This window comes from Bradyrhizobium canariense (assembly GCF_900105125.1).
GTDB lineage: Bacteria > Pseudomonadota > Alphaproteobacteria > Rhizobiales > Xanthobacteraceae > Bradyrhizobium > Bradyrhizobium canariense_A.
This window is the reverse complement of record NZ_LT629750.1, coordinates 1,526,887-1,544,299: the sequence shown is the minus strand read 5'-3', so window position 1 is coordinate 1,544,299 and position 17,413 is coordinate 1,526,887. Positions and strand designations below refer to the sequence as shown.

General features: G+C 62.7%; 15 protein-coding genes. 9 read left to right on the top strand and 6 right to left on the bottom strand.

Features of this window, described 5'->3' with window-relative positions:
• Window positions 1-58: 58 nt before the first annotated feature.
• Complete coding sequence (locus BLV09_RS07610; RefSeq protein WP_146686838.1) at window positions 59-1,864, bottom strand: PHA/PHB synthase family protein; 1,806 nt, start codon at window positions 1,862-1,864, stop codon at window positions 59-61.
• A 277-nt stretch (window positions 1,865-2,141) separates the two neighbouring features.
• Here BLV09_RS07610 and BLV09_RS07605 point away from each other — a divergent pair, with 277 nt between their 5' ends.
• The 5 genes from BLV09_RS07605 (at window position 2,142) to BLV09_RS07585 (ending at window position 7,178) form a co-directional block, all read left to right on the top strand.
• On the top strand, window positions 2,142-2,456 hold the full coding sequence (locus BLV09_RS07605) for a hypothetical protein (RefSeq protein WP_146686837.1): 315 nt from the start codon (window positions 2,142-2,144) through the stop codon (window positions 2,454-2,456).
• Window positions 2,457-2,655: 199 nt separating this feature from the next.
• Window positions 2,656-3,876 carry an LL-diaminopimelate aminotransferase gene (locus BLV09_RS07600; protein ID WP_100381633.1) on the top strand — a complete coding sequence of 407 codons (1,221 nt, stop codon included), beginning with the start codon at window positions 2,656-2,658 and terminating at the stop codon, window positions 3,874-3,876.
• A gap of 60 nt (window positions 3,877-3,936) precedes the next feature.
• Window positions 3,937-5,256: a homoserine dehydrogenase gene (locus BLV09_RS07595; RefSeq protein ID WP_146686836.1), complete on the top strand. Its 1,320-nt coding sequence runs from the start codon at window positions 3,937-3,939 to the stop codon at window positions 5,254-5,256.
• Window positions 5,257-5,336: 80 nt separating this feature from the next.
• Window positions 5,337-6,335: a class II fructose-bisphosphatase gene (gene glpX / locus BLV09_RS07590; RefSeq protein WP_146686835.1), complete on the top strand. Its 999-nt coding sequence runs from the start codon at window positions 5,337-5,339 to the stop codon at window positions 6,333-6,335.
• Window positions 6,336-6,458: 123 nt separating this feature from the next.
• Window positions 6,459-7,178, top strand: coding sequence for a haloacid dehalogenase type II (locus BLV09_RS07585; protein ID WP_146686834.1), 720 nt, complete (start codon window positions 6,459-6,461; stop codon window positions 7,176-7,178).
• Here the strand turns inward: BLV09_RS07585 and BLV09_RS07580 are convergent.
• A complete protein-coding gene (locus BLV09_RS07580; RefSeq protein ID WP_146686833.1) occupies window positions 7,175-8,299 on the bottom strand; it encodes a methyl-accepting chemotaxis protein in 1,125 nt (374 codons plus the stop codon). The two genes, BLV09_RS07585 and BLV09_RS07580, sit on opposite strands and share 4 nt — an antisense overlap.
• A 353-nt stretch (window positions 8,300-8,652) precedes the next feature.
• Here BLV09_RS07580 and recJ point away from each other — a divergent pair, with 353 nt between their 5' ends.
• Window positions 8,653-10,494 (top strand): single-stranded-DNA-specific exonuclease RecJ, encoded by a 1,842-nt coding sequence (recJ, locus tag BLV09_RS07575; RefSeq protein ID WP_146686832.1) that lies wholly within the window; start codon window positions 8,653-8,655, stop codon window positions 10,492-10,494.
• 29 nt (window positions 10,495-10,523) lie between these two features.
• Complete coding sequence (locus tag BLV09_RS07570) at window positions 10,524-11,336, top strand: SDR family NAD(P)-dependent oxidoreductase (RefSeq protein ID WP_146686831.1); 813 nt, start codon at window positions 10,524-10,526, stop codon at window positions 11,334-11,336.
• Between the two features lie 191 nt (window positions 11,337-11,527).
• Here BLV09_RS07570 and BLV09_RS07565 read toward each other — a convergent pair whose 3' ends face one another.
• A complete protein-coding gene (locus BLV09_RS07565; RefSeq protein WP_146686830.1) occupies window positions 11,528-12,763 on the bottom strand; it encodes a lytic murein transglycosylase in 1,236 nt (411 codons plus the stop codon).
• 53 nt (window positions 12,764-12,816) lie between these two features.
• Window positions 12,817-13,299: a MarR family winged helix-turn-helix transcriptional regulator gene (locus BLV09_RS07560; RefSeq protein ID WP_146686829.1), complete on the bottom strand. Its 483-nt coding sequence runs from the start codon at window positions 13,297-13,299 to the stop codon at window positions 12,817-12,819.
• 156 nt (window positions 13,300-13,455) lie between these two features.
• Here BLV09_RS07560 and BLV09_RS07555 point away from each other — a divergent pair, with 156 nt between their 5' ends.
• Window positions 13,456-13,962: a carboxymuconolactone decarboxylase family protein gene (locus BLV09_RS07555; protein WP_146686828.1), complete on the top strand. Its 507-nt coding sequence runs from the start codon at window positions 13,456-13,458 to the stop codon at window positions 13,960-13,962.
• 57 nt (window positions 13,963-14,019) lie between these two features.
• On the opposite strand, the gene BLV09_RS07550 is transcribed toward BLV09_RS07555, so the two are convergent.
• Both BLV09_RS07550 and efp read right to left on the bottom strand, forming a co-directional pair.
• On the bottom strand, window positions 14,020-15,651 hold the full coding sequence (locus BLV09_RS07550; protein WP_146686827.1) for a M23 family metallopeptidase: 1,632 nt from the start codon (window positions 15,649-15,651) through the stop codon (window positions 14,020-14,022).
• A 12-nt stretch (window positions 15,652-15,663) separates the two neighbouring features.
• On the bottom strand, window positions 15,664-16,230 hold the full coding sequence (gene efp / locus BLV09_RS07545) for an elongation factor P (RefSeq protein ID WP_100381644.1): 567 nt from the start codon (window positions 16,228-16,230) through the stop codon (window positions 15,664-15,666).
• Window positions 16,231-16,356: 126 nt separating this feature from the next.
• On the opposite strand from efp, the gene epmA reads away from it, so the two are divergent.
• Window positions 16,357-17,409 (top strand): EF-P lysine aminoacylase EpmA, encoded by a 1,053-nt coding sequence (epmA, locus tag BLV09_RS07540; RefSeq protein WP_146686826.1) that lies wholly within the window; start codon window positions 16,357-16,359, stop codon window positions 17,407-17,409.
• Window positions 17,410-17,413: the final 4 nt, after the last annotated feature.

The following is a 17,413-nucleotide window of genomic DNA, read 5'->3' as shown; positions in this document are numbered from 1 at the left end:
TCCAATTCGAATCCCGTCCGGCGGGATGGCCCGTTATATTCGAACACGGATCGTCGCGCTACGCGCGGACCCGCACGTAGCTGCCGGGCGCATCTTCGATCGCGGGCAGGGCTTCCGTTCCGACCGCGCGCGCGGGCACTTCCTCGGCATCGATGCTCCCAAGCCACTCACGCCAGTCGGGCCACCACGAGCCCTTGTGCTCCTGCGCGCCCTTGATCCAGTCGGCGAGCGAAACATCCCTGATATTGTCGTTGGTCCAGAACTGGTACTTGCCAGCCGCCGGCGGATTGACCACGCCGGCGATATGGCCTGATCCGGACAGCACGTATTTCACCGGACCGCCGAAGAATTGCGAGCCGTACAGCACCGACTCTGCCGGCGCGATATGGTCCTCGCGCGTCGCCAGATTGTAGATCGGCACTTTCACCTTCGACAGATCGAGCAAGGTGTTGTCGAGCACCATGCTGCCGGTGGAGAGGCGGTTTTCCAGATAGCAGTTGCGTAGATAATACGAATGGTTCGCCGCCGGCATCCGCGTCGCATCCGAATTCCAGTGCAACAGGTCGAACGAGGAGGGCGGCTGTCCCTTCAGGTAATTGCTGACGACATAGGACCAGATCAGATCATTGGAGCGCAGCATGTTGAAGGCCATCGCCATCTTGCTGCCTTCGAGCACGCCGGCCGACTGCATGTCGCGCTCGAGCGCCGAAATCTGGTCTTCATCGACGAACACCAGGAGGTCGCCGGCATGACTGAAATCGACTTGCGCCGCCAGGAACGTCGCTGACGTCACCCGCACGCGGCGTTTTTCCGCAAGCCAGGCCAGCGTCGCGGCGAGCAGGGTGCCGCCGACGCAGTAGCCCATGGTGTGGACCTTCATTTCGCCGGTCGCCTGTTCGATGGCGTCCATCGCCGCCAGCGGACCTTCCTTCATGTAGTCGTCGAAGGTTTTGGCACCCAGCCGCTTGTCCGGGTTGACCCAGGAAATCACGAACACCGTGATGCCCTGATCAACGCACCATTTGATGAAGGATTTTTCCGGCTTGAGATCGAGGATGTAGAATTTGTTGATCCAGGGCGGCACGATCAGAAGCGGCGTGCGCAGCACGTTTTCTGTCGTTGGCGTGTACTGGATCAGCTGCATCAGATCGTTCTGGAAGATCACCTTGCCCGGCGTCATCGCCATGTTGGTGCCAACCGCCAGATTGGTCGGATCGGACTGCCGGATGCGCAACGTGCCGTGCCCGGCCTCGATGTCTTCCGCGAGCATCTTCATGCCGCGAACCAGATTGTCGCCGTTGGACGCCAGTGTCTCGCGCAATACTTCCGGGTTGGTCAGTACGAAATTCGACGGTGCGATCGCGTTGGTGATTTGCTGGACGTAGAACTCGGCCTTCTTGCGGGTGTGCGCATCGAGGCCTTCGGCGTTGTGCACCAGATCCTGCGCCCATTGTGTCGTCAGCAGATAGAGCTGCATCAGAAAATCGAAGAACTGATTCGACTTCCATTCCGGGTCTTTGAACCGTTTGTCGCGCGGCGAGGGCTCGATGGCCGGCGCAGCCTGTTCGCCGGCGAGACGGCGCGCCGATGATGCCCAGAGATCGAGATAGGCCTTGCCCATTTTCATCTGAAGTTCGGTCGCGCGTGTGCTGTCCGACATCCAGTATTCCGCGACCGCGGTGAAGGTCTTGACCATCTCGCCGAGCTCGTTCGGCGGCTTGTCTTTGGGCTCGCCATTTTCACGCGGCTTGAGATAGGCTGCCAGCGCCTGGCCGCTGCTCTCCAGGGCCCGGGCAAGGTTCATCGCGAACGCTTCGGGGTCGAATTTTTTTGCTGTCTTGGTTTCAGTGGTGACGTCGCTCATTTCAACAACACTACAGGTTCATTCGGAGTTCGTCACCGCGCACAATCGGCGACGGCAGGCAGGAAGTTAACCTTTTGCACCGGATGTGCTGCACTGCGACAAAGTATCTTGGTTCTGTCATATTGAGGCCCTACCGGCTCGCTCTATTGCCCAAGCTCTAATCGTCTCCGACGACAAATGGTTTAAGCGTTGGGCACGCAGCCGATGAAATAAGCATCAGGTGGCTGCAAAGTTCATGTGGCAAAGTTCATGTGGATAGAGTGAGACTTCGGGACGCATGCTGGTCGATCGAAACATGAGAGCACTGGCCTGGGGAGCGTTGCTGATGTCGGCGCTTGCGCTTGGCGGCTGCGCCTCGTCGATCGCAGATTTGCCGATTATTGGGACGCCAGCCGACGCGCCTGGGCGGCCGAAGGAAGCCGGCGCCTATCTTCCCGTCGAAGATTTGCCACCTGACCGTGACGAGGCTGCGATCGCACCGGACCAGCAGGCCAAGATCAAGAAGGAACTGCTCGCCGCGCGCGACCGTCAGGCGTCCGTGGCCGCCGCCAAGGACCAGACCCAAAGCTCCCAGGCCCAAAGCTCGAAGTAACCAGATGGCATACTGGCGCAATTGGGTGTCCGTGGTAAAAGAACCCACTTCAACCGCAAATCGGGGCGAAGACGTCAATTTTGTGCCGGAATTCGCGCTAAATACTTGATTAGACACGAATTCTGAACGAGACCGAATTTCGTTTCGTTGCAAAAGATGTCGGCGATTCCGCCCTTACCGGTTGCCGGAGCCAGGAGCCATGGAAGATTTTTACCGCATACGCCGCCTGCCGCCTTACGTGTTCGAACAGGTCAACCGGGCCAAGGCGGCCGCGCGGAATGCTGGCGCCGATATTATCGATCTTGGCATGGGCAACCCGGACCTGCCGACGCCGCCCCATGTCATCGAAAAGCTGAAGGAAACGCTCGGCAAGCCGCGAACCGACCGCTACTCCGCCTCGCGCGGAATCACCGGCCTGCGCAAGGCGCAGGCGGCCTATTACGCCAGGCGTTTCGGCGTGAAGCTCAATCCCGAGACCCAGGTCGTCGCGACGCTGGGGTCCAAAGAGGGCTTCGCCAACGTCGCGCAGGCGATCACCGCGCCGGGCGACGTCGTGCTGTGTCCCAACCCCAGCTATCCCATTCATGCCTTCGGATTCCTGATGGCCGGCGGCGTGATCCGCTCGGTACCGTCCGAGCCGACGCCGCAGTTCTTTGAGGCAGTCGAGCGCGCGATCGTTCATTCGATTCCAAAGCCGCTCGCGCTGGTCGTTTGTTATCCCTCCAATCCCACCGCCTATGTCGCCGATCTCGATTTCTACAAAGACCTCGTGGCCTTCGCGAAGAAGCACGAGATCTTCATTCTGTCGGATCTGGCTTACGCGGAAGTTTATTTCGACGAAAACAATCCGCCGCCTTCGGTATTGCAGGTTCCCGGCGCAATCGACGTGACCGTGGAATTCACCTCGATGTCCAAGACCTTTTCGATGGCCGGCTGGCGCATGGGGTTTGCCGTCGGCAACGAGCGCATCATTGCAGCGCTGGCACGGGTCAAATCCTATCTGGACTACGGCGCTTTCACGCCGATCCAGGTTGCCGCGACCGCGGCGCTCAATGGTCCGGAGGATTGCATCCGCGAGATGCGCGACACCTACCGCAAGCGCCGGGATGCGTTGGTCGAGTCATTCGGGCGTGCGGGGTGGGAAATTCCGCCGCCTTCCGCGTCGATGTTCGCGTGGGCGCCGTTGCCCGAGGCGTTCCGCGACGTCGGCAGCATGCAGTTCGCGACCCTGATGGTCGAGAAATCCGGGGTCGTGGTTTCGCCAGGCGTTGCCTTCGGCGAGCATGGCGAAGGATATGTCCGTATTGCCATGGTGGAAAACGAGCAACGTATCCGCCAGGCCGCGCGCGGGGTCCGCCGCTTCCTTGAAAGCGGCCTTGAAACGTTGCACAACGTGGTTCCTCTCGCCAACCGGCGCTAGGCCCGATCCCGGTTTGCGGATCGTGCCTGGTTCCCATTTCTCCGGCAGGTTTTTCTCGTCATGGTCGCACCCCTGAAAGTGGGTATTGCGGGGCTCGGCACCGTTGGCGCCGAAGTCGTCCGCCTCATCGAGCAGCAGGCCCGCACCTTGTCGGCGCGCAGCGGACGCGGCGTGCAGGTGGTCGCGGTCACCGCGCGTTCGAAGGCGAAAAAGCGCAAGCTTGACCTGCGCGGCGTCGCCTGGGCGAAAAATCCGCTCGATCTCGCCAACGATCCCGGCATCGATTGCTTTGTCGAATTGATGGGCGGGGCGGGCGAGCCGGCGCTCTCGGCGATCGAGGCGGCGCTGAAGTCAGGCAAATCGGTGGTCACCGCCAACAAGGCCCTGATCGCCAAACATGGCCTGCGGCTGGCCAAGCTGGCCGAGAAGCATGGCGGCGCGCTGAATTATGAGGCCGCCGTCGGCGCGGCAATCCCTGTCATCAAGACCTTGCGCGAGGGTCTTGCGGGAACCTCCGTACATCGCGTCTACGGTATTCTGAACGGCACCTGCAATTACATCCTGACTCGGATGGAACAGGAGGGATTGTCGTTCGCCGAATGCCTGAAGGATGCGCAGCGCCTCGGTTACGCCGAGGCCAACCCATCGTTCGACGTCGACGGCCATGACACCGCGCAAAAGCTTGCGATCCTAGCCAGCCTCGCATTCGGCACCGCGGTGGCCCAGAATGCGGTTTACGTCGAGGGGATATCCTCGATCACGCCGGAAGATCTGCGCGCTGCGGAAGAACTCGGCTATCGTGTCAAGCTGCTTGGGGTTGCGGTAAGAACCGCAAAAGGCATCGAGCAGCGCGTGCATCCGACCATGGTGCCGAAATCGTCCTCGATCGCGCAGGTGATGGGGGTCACCAATGCCGTGACCATTGACGGCGAGGGCATCCCTCCGATCACGCTGGTCGGGCCGGGCGCGGGCGGCGCCGCGACGGCTTCCGCCGTGATCGCCGATATTGCCGACGTCGCGCGCGGCATTCGTGCCAAGCCGTTCGGGCGTCCGGTGGAGCAATTGCGCGTGACCAGCAAGGCGCCGATGGAGCGCCACGAAGGTGGCTATTATATCCGCCTGATGGCGCGCGATTTGGCAGGCACGGCCGCGACCATCGCGACTAGGCTTGCGGAACAGAAGATTTCCATTGAATCGATTGTGCAACGGCACGCGAACGGCGTTGACACCGCACTCGCGAAGGGAAAATCCTCACCGGTGCCGGTTATTCTGATTACTTATGCGACCAGCGAGGATGCGGTATATCGCGCGCTCGAGGCAGTGCAGCGTGACAAGGTGATCAGCGGACGGCCGCAGGTGATACGGATTGAAAAGAACTAGGATCGTCCGGCCGGACGATGCGTTGAAACGAATAGGTATTGGCCGAGCGATCGGCTGCCAGGTTTTAAGGGAGTGCTCCGATGTCGACCCATATTTCCGTTCCGCCGCAGCTATTGCTCGAACGTATTCTTACGCTTGAGATCGTGCGGGTGACAGAACGCGCAGCGGTGTCGGCGGCGCGGCTGCGCGGCCACGGCAACGAGAAGGCGGCCGACCAGGCCGCGGTCGACGCGATGCGCCGCGAACTCAACAAATTGCCGATCGAAGGCACCGTGGTGATCGGCGAGGGCGAGCGCGACGAGGCGCCGATGCTGTTCATCGGCGAGAAAGTCGGCATCAATGCCGGCCCGAAAGTAGACATCGCCGTCGATCCGCTCGAGGGCACCACCTTGTGCGCCAAGAACATGCCGGGTTCGATCGCGACCATGGCGATGGCCGATGGCGGCACGCTGCTTCATGCGCCCGACGTCTACATGCAGAAGATCGCTGTCGGCCCCGGCTACGCCAAAGGCGTCGTCGAATTGGATGCATCTCCCGCCGACAACGTTAAGCGGCTGGCCAAGGCCAAGGGCGTCGATCCCTCGGCGATTACCGTGCTGGTGCTCGACCGTCCGCGCCATGCCGATATCATTCAGGGGGTGCGCAGCACCGGCGCTGCGGTGCACCTCATTACCGACGGCGACGTTGCCGGAGTCATCCATTGCGCGACGCCCGACGAAACCGGCGTCGATATGTATATCGGTACCGGCGGCGCGCCCGAGGGCGTGCTGGCGGCTGTGGCGCTGCGCTGCATCGGCGGCCAGATGCAGTGCCGGCTGATCCTGGACACCGAAGAGAAACGGGCTCGCGCACACAAGATGGGCGTGACTGATCCGAAGATGATCTACGGGATCGAAGACATGGCGAAGGGCGACTGCCTGTTCGCCGCAACCGGCGTGACCACCGGCTCGCTGCTTTCCGGCGTCAAGTTCCGCAAGGACGTCATCCAGACCGAGACCGTGGTGATGCGCTCGGTCACCGGCACCGTGCGCTACATCAAGGCCGAGCATCGGCAGCTCGAGAAATTCCACCTCGACTGAGGCGTGACGATGGTAGGTCGTCATTCCGGGGCGTGAGCGAAGCGAGCGAACCCGGAATCTCGAGATTCCGGGTTCGATGCGTTGCATCGCCCCGGAATGACAACAATAAAAACGGGAGTGGACATGTCTGATATTTCGGCGGTGAAGGCCCTGGTGTTCGACGTGTTCGGCACCGTCGTCGACTGGCGTTCCAGCCTGATCGCGGATTTCACAAAGTGGGGCGATCAACGCGGCATCAAGGCCGACTGGACCGCGCTGGTCGACGGCTGGCGCGCGGTTTATGCCGCTTCGATGGATGAGGTGAGAAAGCATCCGGAGCGCGGCTACATGATTCTCGACAAGCTTCACCGCCAGTCGCTTGAAAAACTGGTTGCGCAGCTTTCGATCACCGGACTGACCGATGCCGATCTGCGTCATCTCACCATGGGCTGGCATCGGCTGCACGCGTGGCCGGACAGCGTCGCCGGCCTGACGCGGCTGAAGAAGAAGTTCATCATTAGCCCGCTCTCGAACGGCAATGTGGCGCTGTTGACCAACATGGCGAAATTCGCCGGCCTGCCATGGGATCTCGTGATGTCGGCCGAGCTGTTCGAGCACTACAAGCCCGATCCCGAAACCTATCTGGGCGCCGCCAGGCTGCTGTGCCTGCCGCCCGAGCAGGTGATGATGGTCGCCGCGCATAATCATGACCTGAAAGCGGCACAGAAGCTGGGGTTGAAGACGGCGTTCGTCGCGCGCCCAACCGAATACGGTCCGCTGCAGAAATATGATTTCGAGGCGAAGGGCGATTGGGACATCGTCGCCAAGGACTTTGGCGGGGTCGCGGACCGGCTGGGCTGCTAGACTGCTGCCGGCGCCGAACTATCAGGCGCGCAGACGATCGCTCCGAACCAGCCAAGACCCTTGTAGGTCTCGTAGCCGGGCGTGGCATGGAACGCGATCAGCGCGCCGGATCGGTCGTGATAGAAGCCGCTGCGCCGTCCCTCCAGCGCAAGCGGCATGCGCTCGGCGAGCAGGCCTTGGCCGTCGGATGCTGCGATCACCCGAAAATTCGAGTCGATCAGCAGCACGCGTGCCCTGTCGGCGGCGTCGACCCGCACCCCCTGAACGATGGCGCGGGCCTGGGCTTCCCAGTCGAAGTGGATCGCCAGCACTCCGATCGGCTTGCCATTGGCTTTGCCATCGGCGCGGACGCTCGCGCAATAGGTTGCGACCTGAGCATTGCCGAGCAGGGGCTGGCACTCGGCGTCGCCAGCGACATACTCGTCTCCTGAGCGCAGATTGTGCGCCTCGCGAAACCACTTCGTCGCGGCGACGTTTTGGCCGACCACATTGAAGCGGTCCGGCCGACCACCGGCCAGGACATTGCCGTCGAGATCGCAGAGCCAAAGATCGAGATACACCGTGTAAGCGCCGAGGATCACCGCCAGCCGCTCCGACACATGCGAGACGGTTGCTGCGCCCGGCGCTGCGGCGCAGTTGACGACGGCGGAGTCGGTCGCCCACCAGCGCACGTCGCAGGTTCGCTCATAGAGGTTGCGATCGATCAGCTCGATGGCATTCAGCGACAGGTCGACCATGCGCTCGCCGCGAGATCTCTCGGTCATCCGCTCGATCGAGCTCATCAGGGTGCCGGTCCTCTTCATCAACTGGGTCTCGAGTTCGCGCGCAATCGCCTCGACTTGTTGACCGACATTGCGGACCTCCTGCGCAACCACGGCAAAGCCGGCGCCTTGCGCGCCGGCGCGCGAACTTTCGATCAGCGCGTTCAGCGCCAGCATCTTCATCTGATTGGTGATTTTCTGGATTGATTTGGTCTTCTCGCAGGCGACCTGGTTGACCTCGGCGGTCAACCGGGCGATCAGTGCTGAGACATCGGACGCGTCTTCGGTGTTGGCCGGATTGGCCGATTCGTTCGCGAACGATCTCGTTCGATTGGAATTGCGATCAAGCGCGGTAGACATTGATTGACTTCCTCTGCGTTGCGTCTTCCGACGTGCCTCTCGCGAGAGACGCCAAGAGCGCGCAACCGGATACCTTTCTCCTTGTCTCCGATTTATTCTAATGTGGATTTAATTTCTGGAATGCGAGGCGCATTCAAACCCGCTGAAGTTGCATCTTGTTTTTGCAGTTAGCCGCTTTTTTCAGCGGGTTCTTCCGTGATGCCTTCCGCAGTCAAGATGGGCGGATCGTTTTCAGGGTATTTTGCGCCAGGTCCCGATCGACGATATCGATTCGGGGATGGCGGGTATAAGTCGGTCGGATCGGACGCGAATCATTGAACTGCGGGCTGATTTGCCTATCTGCTGCAGGCATCATGACGCTTTCCGCATCCGCACTGCCTGTTGAAGCGCCGTCCGCCTTCTTGGGCGTGTCGCGCTCCGCGACCGGCAAATTGTGGCGCGATCGGCTCGACGCGCGCGGCGCGGTGCGGGCGCTCGCCATCACGCAGCGCTATCAACTGCCGGAAATGCTGGCGCGGGTGCTGGCGGGCCGTGATGTCGAGATCGACGCGGTCGAGGATTTCCTCGATCCGACCATCCGCAAATTGATGCCCGATCCCTACACCGTGACGCAGATGGAAACCGCGGCCAAGCGCATCGCGGATGCGGCCTCGCGACGCGAAAAGGTGGCGATCTTCGGCGATTACGATGTCGATGGCGCAACCTCGGCGGCGCTGCTGGCGTGGCACCTGCGCCATTGCGGGCTCGATCCGCTGATTCATATTCCCGACCGGATCTTTGAAGGCTACGGCCCCAACGTCGAGGCGGTGCGGGCGCTCGCGGCCAAGGGTGCAACGCTGCTGATCACGGTGGATTGCGGGACCACGAGCTTCGAGCCGCTGGCCGAGGCGCGGCGCCTTGGCATGTCGGTCGTCGTGATCGATCATCACCAATCCGGCGAAGAACTGCCCGAGGTCGATGCTTTGGTGAATCCAAACCGGCCCGACGATCTCTCGGGCCTCGGCCATCTCGCGGCCGTGGGCCTGGTGCTGATCACGCTGGTCGCGGTGAACAGGGAACTGCGAAGCCGCGGCTTCTGGACCGGCGAAATGCCGGAACCGGATCTGCTCGGCATGCTCCATCATGTGGCGCTCGGTACCGTTGCCGATGTCGCGCCGCTGATCGGACTCAATAGGGCCTTTGTCGCGAAGGGCCTGATCGCGATGCGGCGCCGCGACCATGTCGGCCACACCGCGCTGATGGATGTGGCGCGGCTGAACGGGCCGCCCGAGGCCTGGCATCTCGGCTTCATGCTGGGGCCGCGGATCAATGCCGGCGGCCGGATCGGGCGCGCCGATCTCGGCGTCCGGCTGCTGCTGGAAGGCGACATCTCCGAGGCCGCAAGAATCGCAGCCGAACTCGACCGCTTGAATACCGAGCGCCGGGTCATCGAGCAGATGGCGGAGGCCCAGGCGGAAGCCGAGGCGCTGGCCTCGCTCGGCCTGGAAGATAAGGGTGCCGTGATCGTCACGGCATCGGAAGGCTGGCACCCCGGCGTGGTCGGCCTTGTCGCATCGCGGCTGAAAGAGAAATTCGCGCGCCCTGCGTTCGCGATCGCGCTGGAGCCCGGCGGCATCGGCACCGGCTCCGGCCGCTCGATCTCCGGCGTCGATCTCGGCAAGTCGGTGCGCAGTGCAGTGAAAGAGGGATTGCTGATGAAAGGCGGCGGCCACGCGATGGCCGCGGGCGTGACGCTGCGCAGGGAAAGGCTGGCGGAGTTCCGCGCCTTCATGGAAAGCGCGCTGGCGCGGGATGTCGCCAACTCGCGGCATGAGAACGAGCTGTTCATCGACGGCGCGGTCAGCGCGCGCGCCGTGACGCCGGAATTTGTCGCAACGCTCAATCGCGCGGGCCCGTTCGGAAGCGCCAATCCCGAACCGGTTATCGCGCTGCCCTCGCATCAACTTGTTTATGCCGACGAAGTCGGGCAGGCGCATCTGCGGGTGCGGTTCAAATCCGGCGACGGCGCAATCGTCAACGGCATCGCGTTCCGTTCGGTTGGCCAAAAGCTCGGCAACGCGCTGACCGAGCATCGCGGGCAACCCTTGCATGTGGCAGGATCGCTCGCGGTCGATCGCTGGCAGGGGAACGAACGTGTGCAGTTGCGGGTGACGGACGTCGCCGTGCCGGATCACGGACCGGCGATAATCAGATAACAAACTTCAATAATCGGTTGGGAGCGGAAATGACAGGGCAGGTTGAAGGCAAGGTCGCGCTGGTCACCGGCGGGGCATCGGGTATCGGTGCCGCCGTCGCCGAGTTGCTGGCGCAAGAGGGCGCGAAGGTTGTGGCAACCGATATCGACGAGCTCAGGGGGCCGGAACTCGTTGCCGGCCTCAACAAGTCCGGTCACCAGGCCATATTCCTTCATCAGGATGTGACCAGTGAAGAGCGCTGGGCGGAGGTGACGTCCGACATCGAAAAGCGGTTCGGCCGGCTGGACATTCTGGTTTCGAATGCAGGCATCGGAATCTCGGTGCCCTCGATAACCGATATGTCGCTGCACGACTGGCGGCGGCAGACGGCGATCAATCTGGACGGTGTGTTCCTGTCGGTGAAGTATTGCCTGCCACTGATGCGCAAGACTGGAGGCGGCTCCGTTATCATGATGTCGTCGCTTGCCGGCTTGCGCGGAGCGGCGGGTCTCGCCGGCTATTGCGCGACCAAAGGCGGCGTGCGGTTGTTCGCCAAGGCGGTCGCAATGGAGTGCGCGTCGGCCGGTGACGGCATCCGGGTCAACTCGGTGCATCCCGGCATCATCGACACGCCGATCTGGGGAAAAATTCCGACGGAGGCGGCGGGCCGCGGACAGAACGCGCCGATCGATCCCGAGGAACGCGCGAAATTGGCCACGCCGCTCGGTCGCGTGGGCTACGCTACCGAAATTGCCAGCGGCGTCTTGTATCTGGCGTCCGATGCATCCCGCTATGTGACCGGAACCGAGCTGGTGATCGATGGCGGCATGAACGCGGGAAGCGCTGTTCGCCGGACGGGGTAAGTGTAGCTGGAGCGCGTGTAGTTGTGGGTGCGGGACGTCGCAGTGCCAGATCAGAGGCCGGTCGTGATCGGGTCATTTTCCGCGTCATTCCGGGGCGAAGCGAAGCCGCGAACCCGGAATCCCGAGGTAGTGGCGCGAGCTTCCGGGCTCGCGCTAACGGGTCCCGGAATGACGAACCTAAAAGTTAGCGATCACGATCCCTGTCTTAGCCGCGCCAGCACGTTCAGCCCGCCATAACCGTCGGCGGGTACCAGTCCCATCTTGGTCTGATAATCCCTGATCGCGGCCATGGTGTCGTTGCCGACGCGGCCGTCGGTGCCGCCGGTATCGAAACCGGCCTTGGTCAGGCGCGTTTGCATTTCCTGAACCTCGGCCAAGGTCAGCGCGCGCTCCGAGCCAGGGAACGGCTGGATGAAGGGCCGGCCGCCGAGGACACGGTCGCCGAGATGGCAGATCGCCAGCGCGTAATTCATCGAGGGATTGTAGCTGCGCACGGCGTAGAAATTAGGTCCCAGCAGGAACGCCGGTCCGCCTGGCACCGGCACCCACAATTGCGCGCTGGCGCCCGGCTGCACGAACGGCTGACCATCAGCGCGGGTGACGCCGGCGCTCGACCACGCCGCGTAGGTGCGGCTGCGGCCTGACGTGCCGTCCGGCGCGCGCACCTCATAGCCCCAATGCTCGCCGCGGTGATATCTGCCGCGATTGACCAGAAAGCGCGCGGTCGAGCCCAGCGCATCGTCGGGCTTGCCGAATGGCGACACTCTTCCATCGCCGTCATAGTCCATGCCGACATTGAGCCAGACTTCCGGCATCCATTGGGTATGCCCCATCGCGCCGGCCCACGACCCCCGCATCTCCTGTGGGGTACTCCAGCCGCGATCGACGATCTTCAGCGCATTGATCAGCTCGGCATCCCAATAGGCGCGGCGGCGCGGCGCGTTCCAGGCGAGCGCGGCCAGCGACGGAAACACCGGCCGCATATGGTTCTGCTGCACCAGCGGATCGCCATAGGCGGATTCGACGCCCCACAACGCCAGCAGGGTGCCGCGCTCGACACCGAAATCATGTTCGATCCGTGCGAACAACGCCTCGTTCTTCCGCAGTGCTTCCTTACCGTGAATGATGCGCCAGTCCGAGACGCGGCGATTGATGTACTGCCAGATCTCCTCGTTGAACTCGGGCTGCTGCTGCATCTCTTTGAACACGGTCATGTCAGGCTCGATGTGGCCCATGACGCGGTTCCAGGTCGCCTCCGAAATGCCCTTGGCGTGGGCGCGTGCACGAAAACCTTCACGCCACCGATCGAAGCCGGGTGGCGCTGTCGCGAATGCGGCAACCGGATGCGCGAGCAAGATGCCGGCGCCAAGGCCGGACCGCAGCAGCGCACGTCGCGTCGGCGCGTTCGGAGAATCAGGCTGTTTCATCCGGTCAGTTTAGCCGGACCGGGCGGGGAACGGCAGAGCGGCACCCGCGGGAACTAGCCATCCTGCTGCAAATCCGCGGCAATTTTGGACAGCCAGCGCCGGATCGTGAGTTGGGCCTTGGCGCCGAGGCCGGCCGTCAGCCGCCGTTCCACCGCATTGACGTGATGCCGGCATTTGCCGAGCAAGGCCGCTCCGCGAGGGGTCAGCGTCCACTGCAGCACCCGACCGTGGACCGGATGCGGTGTCTTCCGGATGGCGCCGTCGCGCTCCAGATTGCGGATGATGACGCCAACGGTCTGCGGCGTCAGCAGCGCCACGCGCGCGACGTCGGCGCCGGAGAGTCCGGGATAGGCGTTCAGCATGGTCAAGACGGCAAACTGCGGCGGCGTAATGCCGAAATCGGCGAGTGCCCGCTCCAGCGTCAGCCGCGTCGCGGCCTGGGCCTGCCGCAGCAGATAGGCGAGGTGGCCTTTTTCGCCGCGTTTTCCGAAACCCGGGGGAGGCGGGCGGACACGGGCGATATCAGGGGACTGCACGGATTTTTCCCGGCCTCGGGCTGATCGTTGCGCCGCCGATTTTTTCGATTTTGGCGTTTTTCGCGCCGGATGCGATTTCGCCGAAGCTGTAATCTTGCGCAAGATATCAGTGCTCTTATAATAAATCAGGGTACTGATATCACAAGGAATGTCGAAATGTCACATCCACGTAGCGAATACAAAAATCTCGAAGCCATGGCGCCTGACGTCTACGAACTCGTCACGGGGCTGGGCCGGGCTGCTGCGAAGGCCGGCATCGACAAGCAACTGCTTGAACTGATCAAGCTGCGCGCTTCGCAGATCAACGGCTGCGCATTCTGCGTGCAGTATCATATCCTGCAGGCCGAAAGCCTCGGCGTATCGGCCGACAAACTCAATCTTGTGGTGGTGTGGCGCGAGGCGCCGCAATTTTCCGCGCGGGAGCGCGCGGCCCTGGCATGGACCGAGGCGCTGACGCTGCTGACCGGAGGCGTCGACGATGCGGTTTATGCGGAAGCGCGTGCGGAATTTTCCGAGAAGGAATTGACGTATCTGAGCTCAGCGATCGCTTCGATCAATGTCTGGAACAGGTTTGGTGTCGCCTATCGCTGGACCCCTCCGGCGCGGCAAAAGGTGGATCGCGCAGCAGCGTCGTGGTCTCTTTTTGGTTACGCGTTTTCCTGACGCGAACCGCTGCGATCCCAGATCTCGTCGAGGGCAGGCTTGCGCTCGCGAACGTTGTTACTCGTTCTCGCTGCCTTCCTGCGGGTCGGGATGGACGACATCCTCGGGCAATGCATGCGCCACCGCGGGCGATGCCGCGATTTCGGGTCCGATCTCGTGGCCATGGCCGCGGATCAGGCGTTCATAGGCCGAGATCAGGGTGACGTAGGGATTGACCCAGATCCAGCCGTCGCGCGTGAACACTTGCACGTCGAAATGCAGATGGCGCGTGGTGCCGTTGGGATGGTCGAGATAGTTGGAGACGACGCCGAGCTTCTCGCCTTCCTCGACCCGACGGCCATTGAGGACGCCGTCGGCGTCCATGTGCGACGGATTCATGTGCATATAGCGAAAGCGGATGTGCTCGTTGGCGGTGTTGATCTGCAACGTCGCCGCCTGCTGCTTCGGCGAGCGGATCACGACGCCGTCGCGCACGGCGCGGACCGGCTGCTGCCGGGGATCGCAATGCGTGTCGCCTTCGTTGGTGACCGGACACGGCGCCGGACGGATGTCTTCGCCCTGATGACCGAAACCGCTGGGGCATTGCCCGACGGCGAAGCTGCGGGATTCGCAAAAATTATCGCGCCAGGGATAGCCGCCGGACGGCAGATCGGATTTGCCGCGCCTGCCAAACGATTGCGAACGTACGAAAGCCGGAATTCGATCCAGCGGAAATCGAATTTGCGAATACGCGGTGAAGTCGGGGCGTCCGCCCTGCTTGCGAAAGCCGCTGTTGACGATGATGTCGCCTACCGAGCGATAGGTGAAGTCGGGGGACATCTCCGTGGGGCGCTCGGCGATATCCGGCTGAATATCCGCTCGCGCGCGTGAGGGTTGGCCGCCGGCGATGCGGAGGGCTTTCAGGAAACGCTCGGCGACCGGATAGGCCTCGCGGCAGGCCAGCCGCCGTTCGCGCGGCGCGCTGTCCAGACATTGGATCGACACCACATAGGGGACGCCGAAGCGCGTGAAGGCGTATCGGACATAACCCTCCCGGATAAAACGGCGCAGATCGGGGAACTGCGCCGCCAATGGCTTGACCGGTTCGCCCTTGCCGCCCAGGGGATCGCTGATGTCGTAAATCAGGATCGAGCCGGTGATCTGCACTTCCACAGGTTTGGCGAAGGTTCGTTGCGGCATGCCGTCGCCCGCACCCGGCTCGAGCGAAAACGTCGCATCGTAGCCGGCCTGGCCGGCGTCGAAGAAATCGACGGGACGGAAATCGGCCTGATAGTGCGCCAGCGAAAGGCTGTCCGGCACGCCGCGCGACCGCGCGTCGAGAAAGGCCGCGGTATCGAAGGGCAGCAGCACCGGAACCGGGCTCCGCCCGATTCCTGGGAAAATCGGCGCAGTTACGGCGTTTAATTGCACCAGCGCCGGCGTCGAACGCGGATCGGACGCAGCAATCCGGCGTCGAGCTGCAAACGTAAAGCTTGGCGCGACAGCAGGCCGGGTGCCGATCTCGGATCGGAGCTGATCAAGGACCGCACGCCATTCGACATGTACGGCAGAGATCGACGGCGTCCTGAATTCGTCGGCGAACAGGTTGGACTTGCCGGCCATCAGCAGCAGGAACGATGCCAGCGCTGGCGCAACGAGCCGGATAAAAGGGCGGCAGACAGTTTTGGTTCTGAACCGCCCCCGAAGCATGTCCGACGATGCCTAGTCCTTTGCGCGCTCGACGTAAGAGCCGTCTTCGGTCATCACCACGATCCGCGTTCCCGCACCGATGTGCGGAGGCACGGCGGTGCGAACACCATTGGAAAGAATAGCAGGCTTATAGGATGACGATGCGGTCTGGCCCTTGGTGACCGGCTCGGTTTCCACAACTTCCAGCGTCGCGCGCTGCGGCATCTGGATCGCCACCGGAACGAGCCCGTGAAGTGAAAGCTTCACGGTCATGTTCTCCTGCAAATACGGTGCGGCGCTGCCGATGATGTCCTCGGGCACCTGAACCTGATCGTAATTATCGTTGTTCATGAAGTGGAAGCCGTCGGCATCCTTGTAGAGGTAGTTGAAGTTCTGGTCCTCGATGGTCGCCTTCTCCACCTGGTCGGTGGTCTTGTAGCGCTCGGAGATTTTGACCCCGTCGCTGATTCGGCGCATTTCAATCTGGCTGACCGGTGTTCCCTTGCCGGGGTGGATGTTCTCGGCGGTCAAAACCACATAAAGCTTGCCGTCTTGCTCGATGACGTTGCCCTTGCGAATAGAACTGGCGATGACTCTCAAAGCTGTTTTTCCTGATATTCTGGCCCGGGACCGACCGGAACATGGGCGTCCCGAGGCCAGCGAAGCGGTTTCGGGCTGCAACATACTGATTTTGTCACTCAATGCCAGCGGTTTACAGGCTCACTGATGGCTGAAAACCATCAGCTTTCGCCATGGTGGTCGGCCACGCGGCACGCCGATATCCGGCCGTTCCTGACCGCGCGCGGCGCGGTCACCAGGGCTGTCCGGGCATGGTTCGAGGAGCAGGGTTTTACGGAGGTCGAAACCGGCATTTTGCAGGTTTCCCCTGGCAATGAAACTCACCTGCATGCGCCCCGTACCGAGCTTGCGGGCGCCGATGGCGGACGGGCGGTGCGCTACTTGCGAACCTCGCCGGAGTTCGCCTGCAAGAAGTTACTGGCGGCAGGCGAGCCGAAGATTTTCGAGTTCGCGCGCGTGTTTCGCGACCGCGAACGCGGCGATCTGCACCTGCCCGAATTCACCATGCTGGAGTGGTATCGGGCGGAGGCAGCCTACGACGCCATCATGGCCGACAGCGTGGCGGTGATCGCCCATGCCGCGCAGGCAACCGGCATCGGGCGCTTTTCATTCCGCGGCAAGACCGCCGATCCCTTTGCCGAACCGGAACTGCTGACGGTGGCGGCGGCATTCGAGCGGTTCGCGGGTATCGATCTGCTGGCAACCATCACCGACGGCGAGGGCGATGGCGCGGCGCTGGCGGTGGCGGCCAAGGGGCGGGTGCGGATCACTGAGGACGACACTTGGTCGGACATCTTCAGCAAGGTGCTGGTTGAGCACGTCGAGCCGAGGCTGGGCGAGGGGCGTCTGACGGTGTTGTTTGAATACCCGGTGCCGGAAGCGGCGCTGGCGCGCGCAAAGAAAGCCGATCCGCGCGTCGCCGAACGCTTCGAAGTCTATGCCTGCGGCGTTGAACTGGCGAACGGCTTCGGCGAATTGACCGACGCGGTGGAGCAGCGCCGCCGCTTTGCGTCGGCCATGGAGGAAAAGCAGCGGCGCTATGGCGAGCGTTATCCGCTCGATGAAGAGTTTCTCGACGCGGTGGCTGCGATGCCGGAAGCCAGCGGCGTCGCGCTCGGCTTCGACCGGCTGGTGATGCTGGCAAGCGGCGCCACCAGGATCGATCAGGTCGTGTGGACGCCGCCGGCAGGTGAGTCATGAGCAA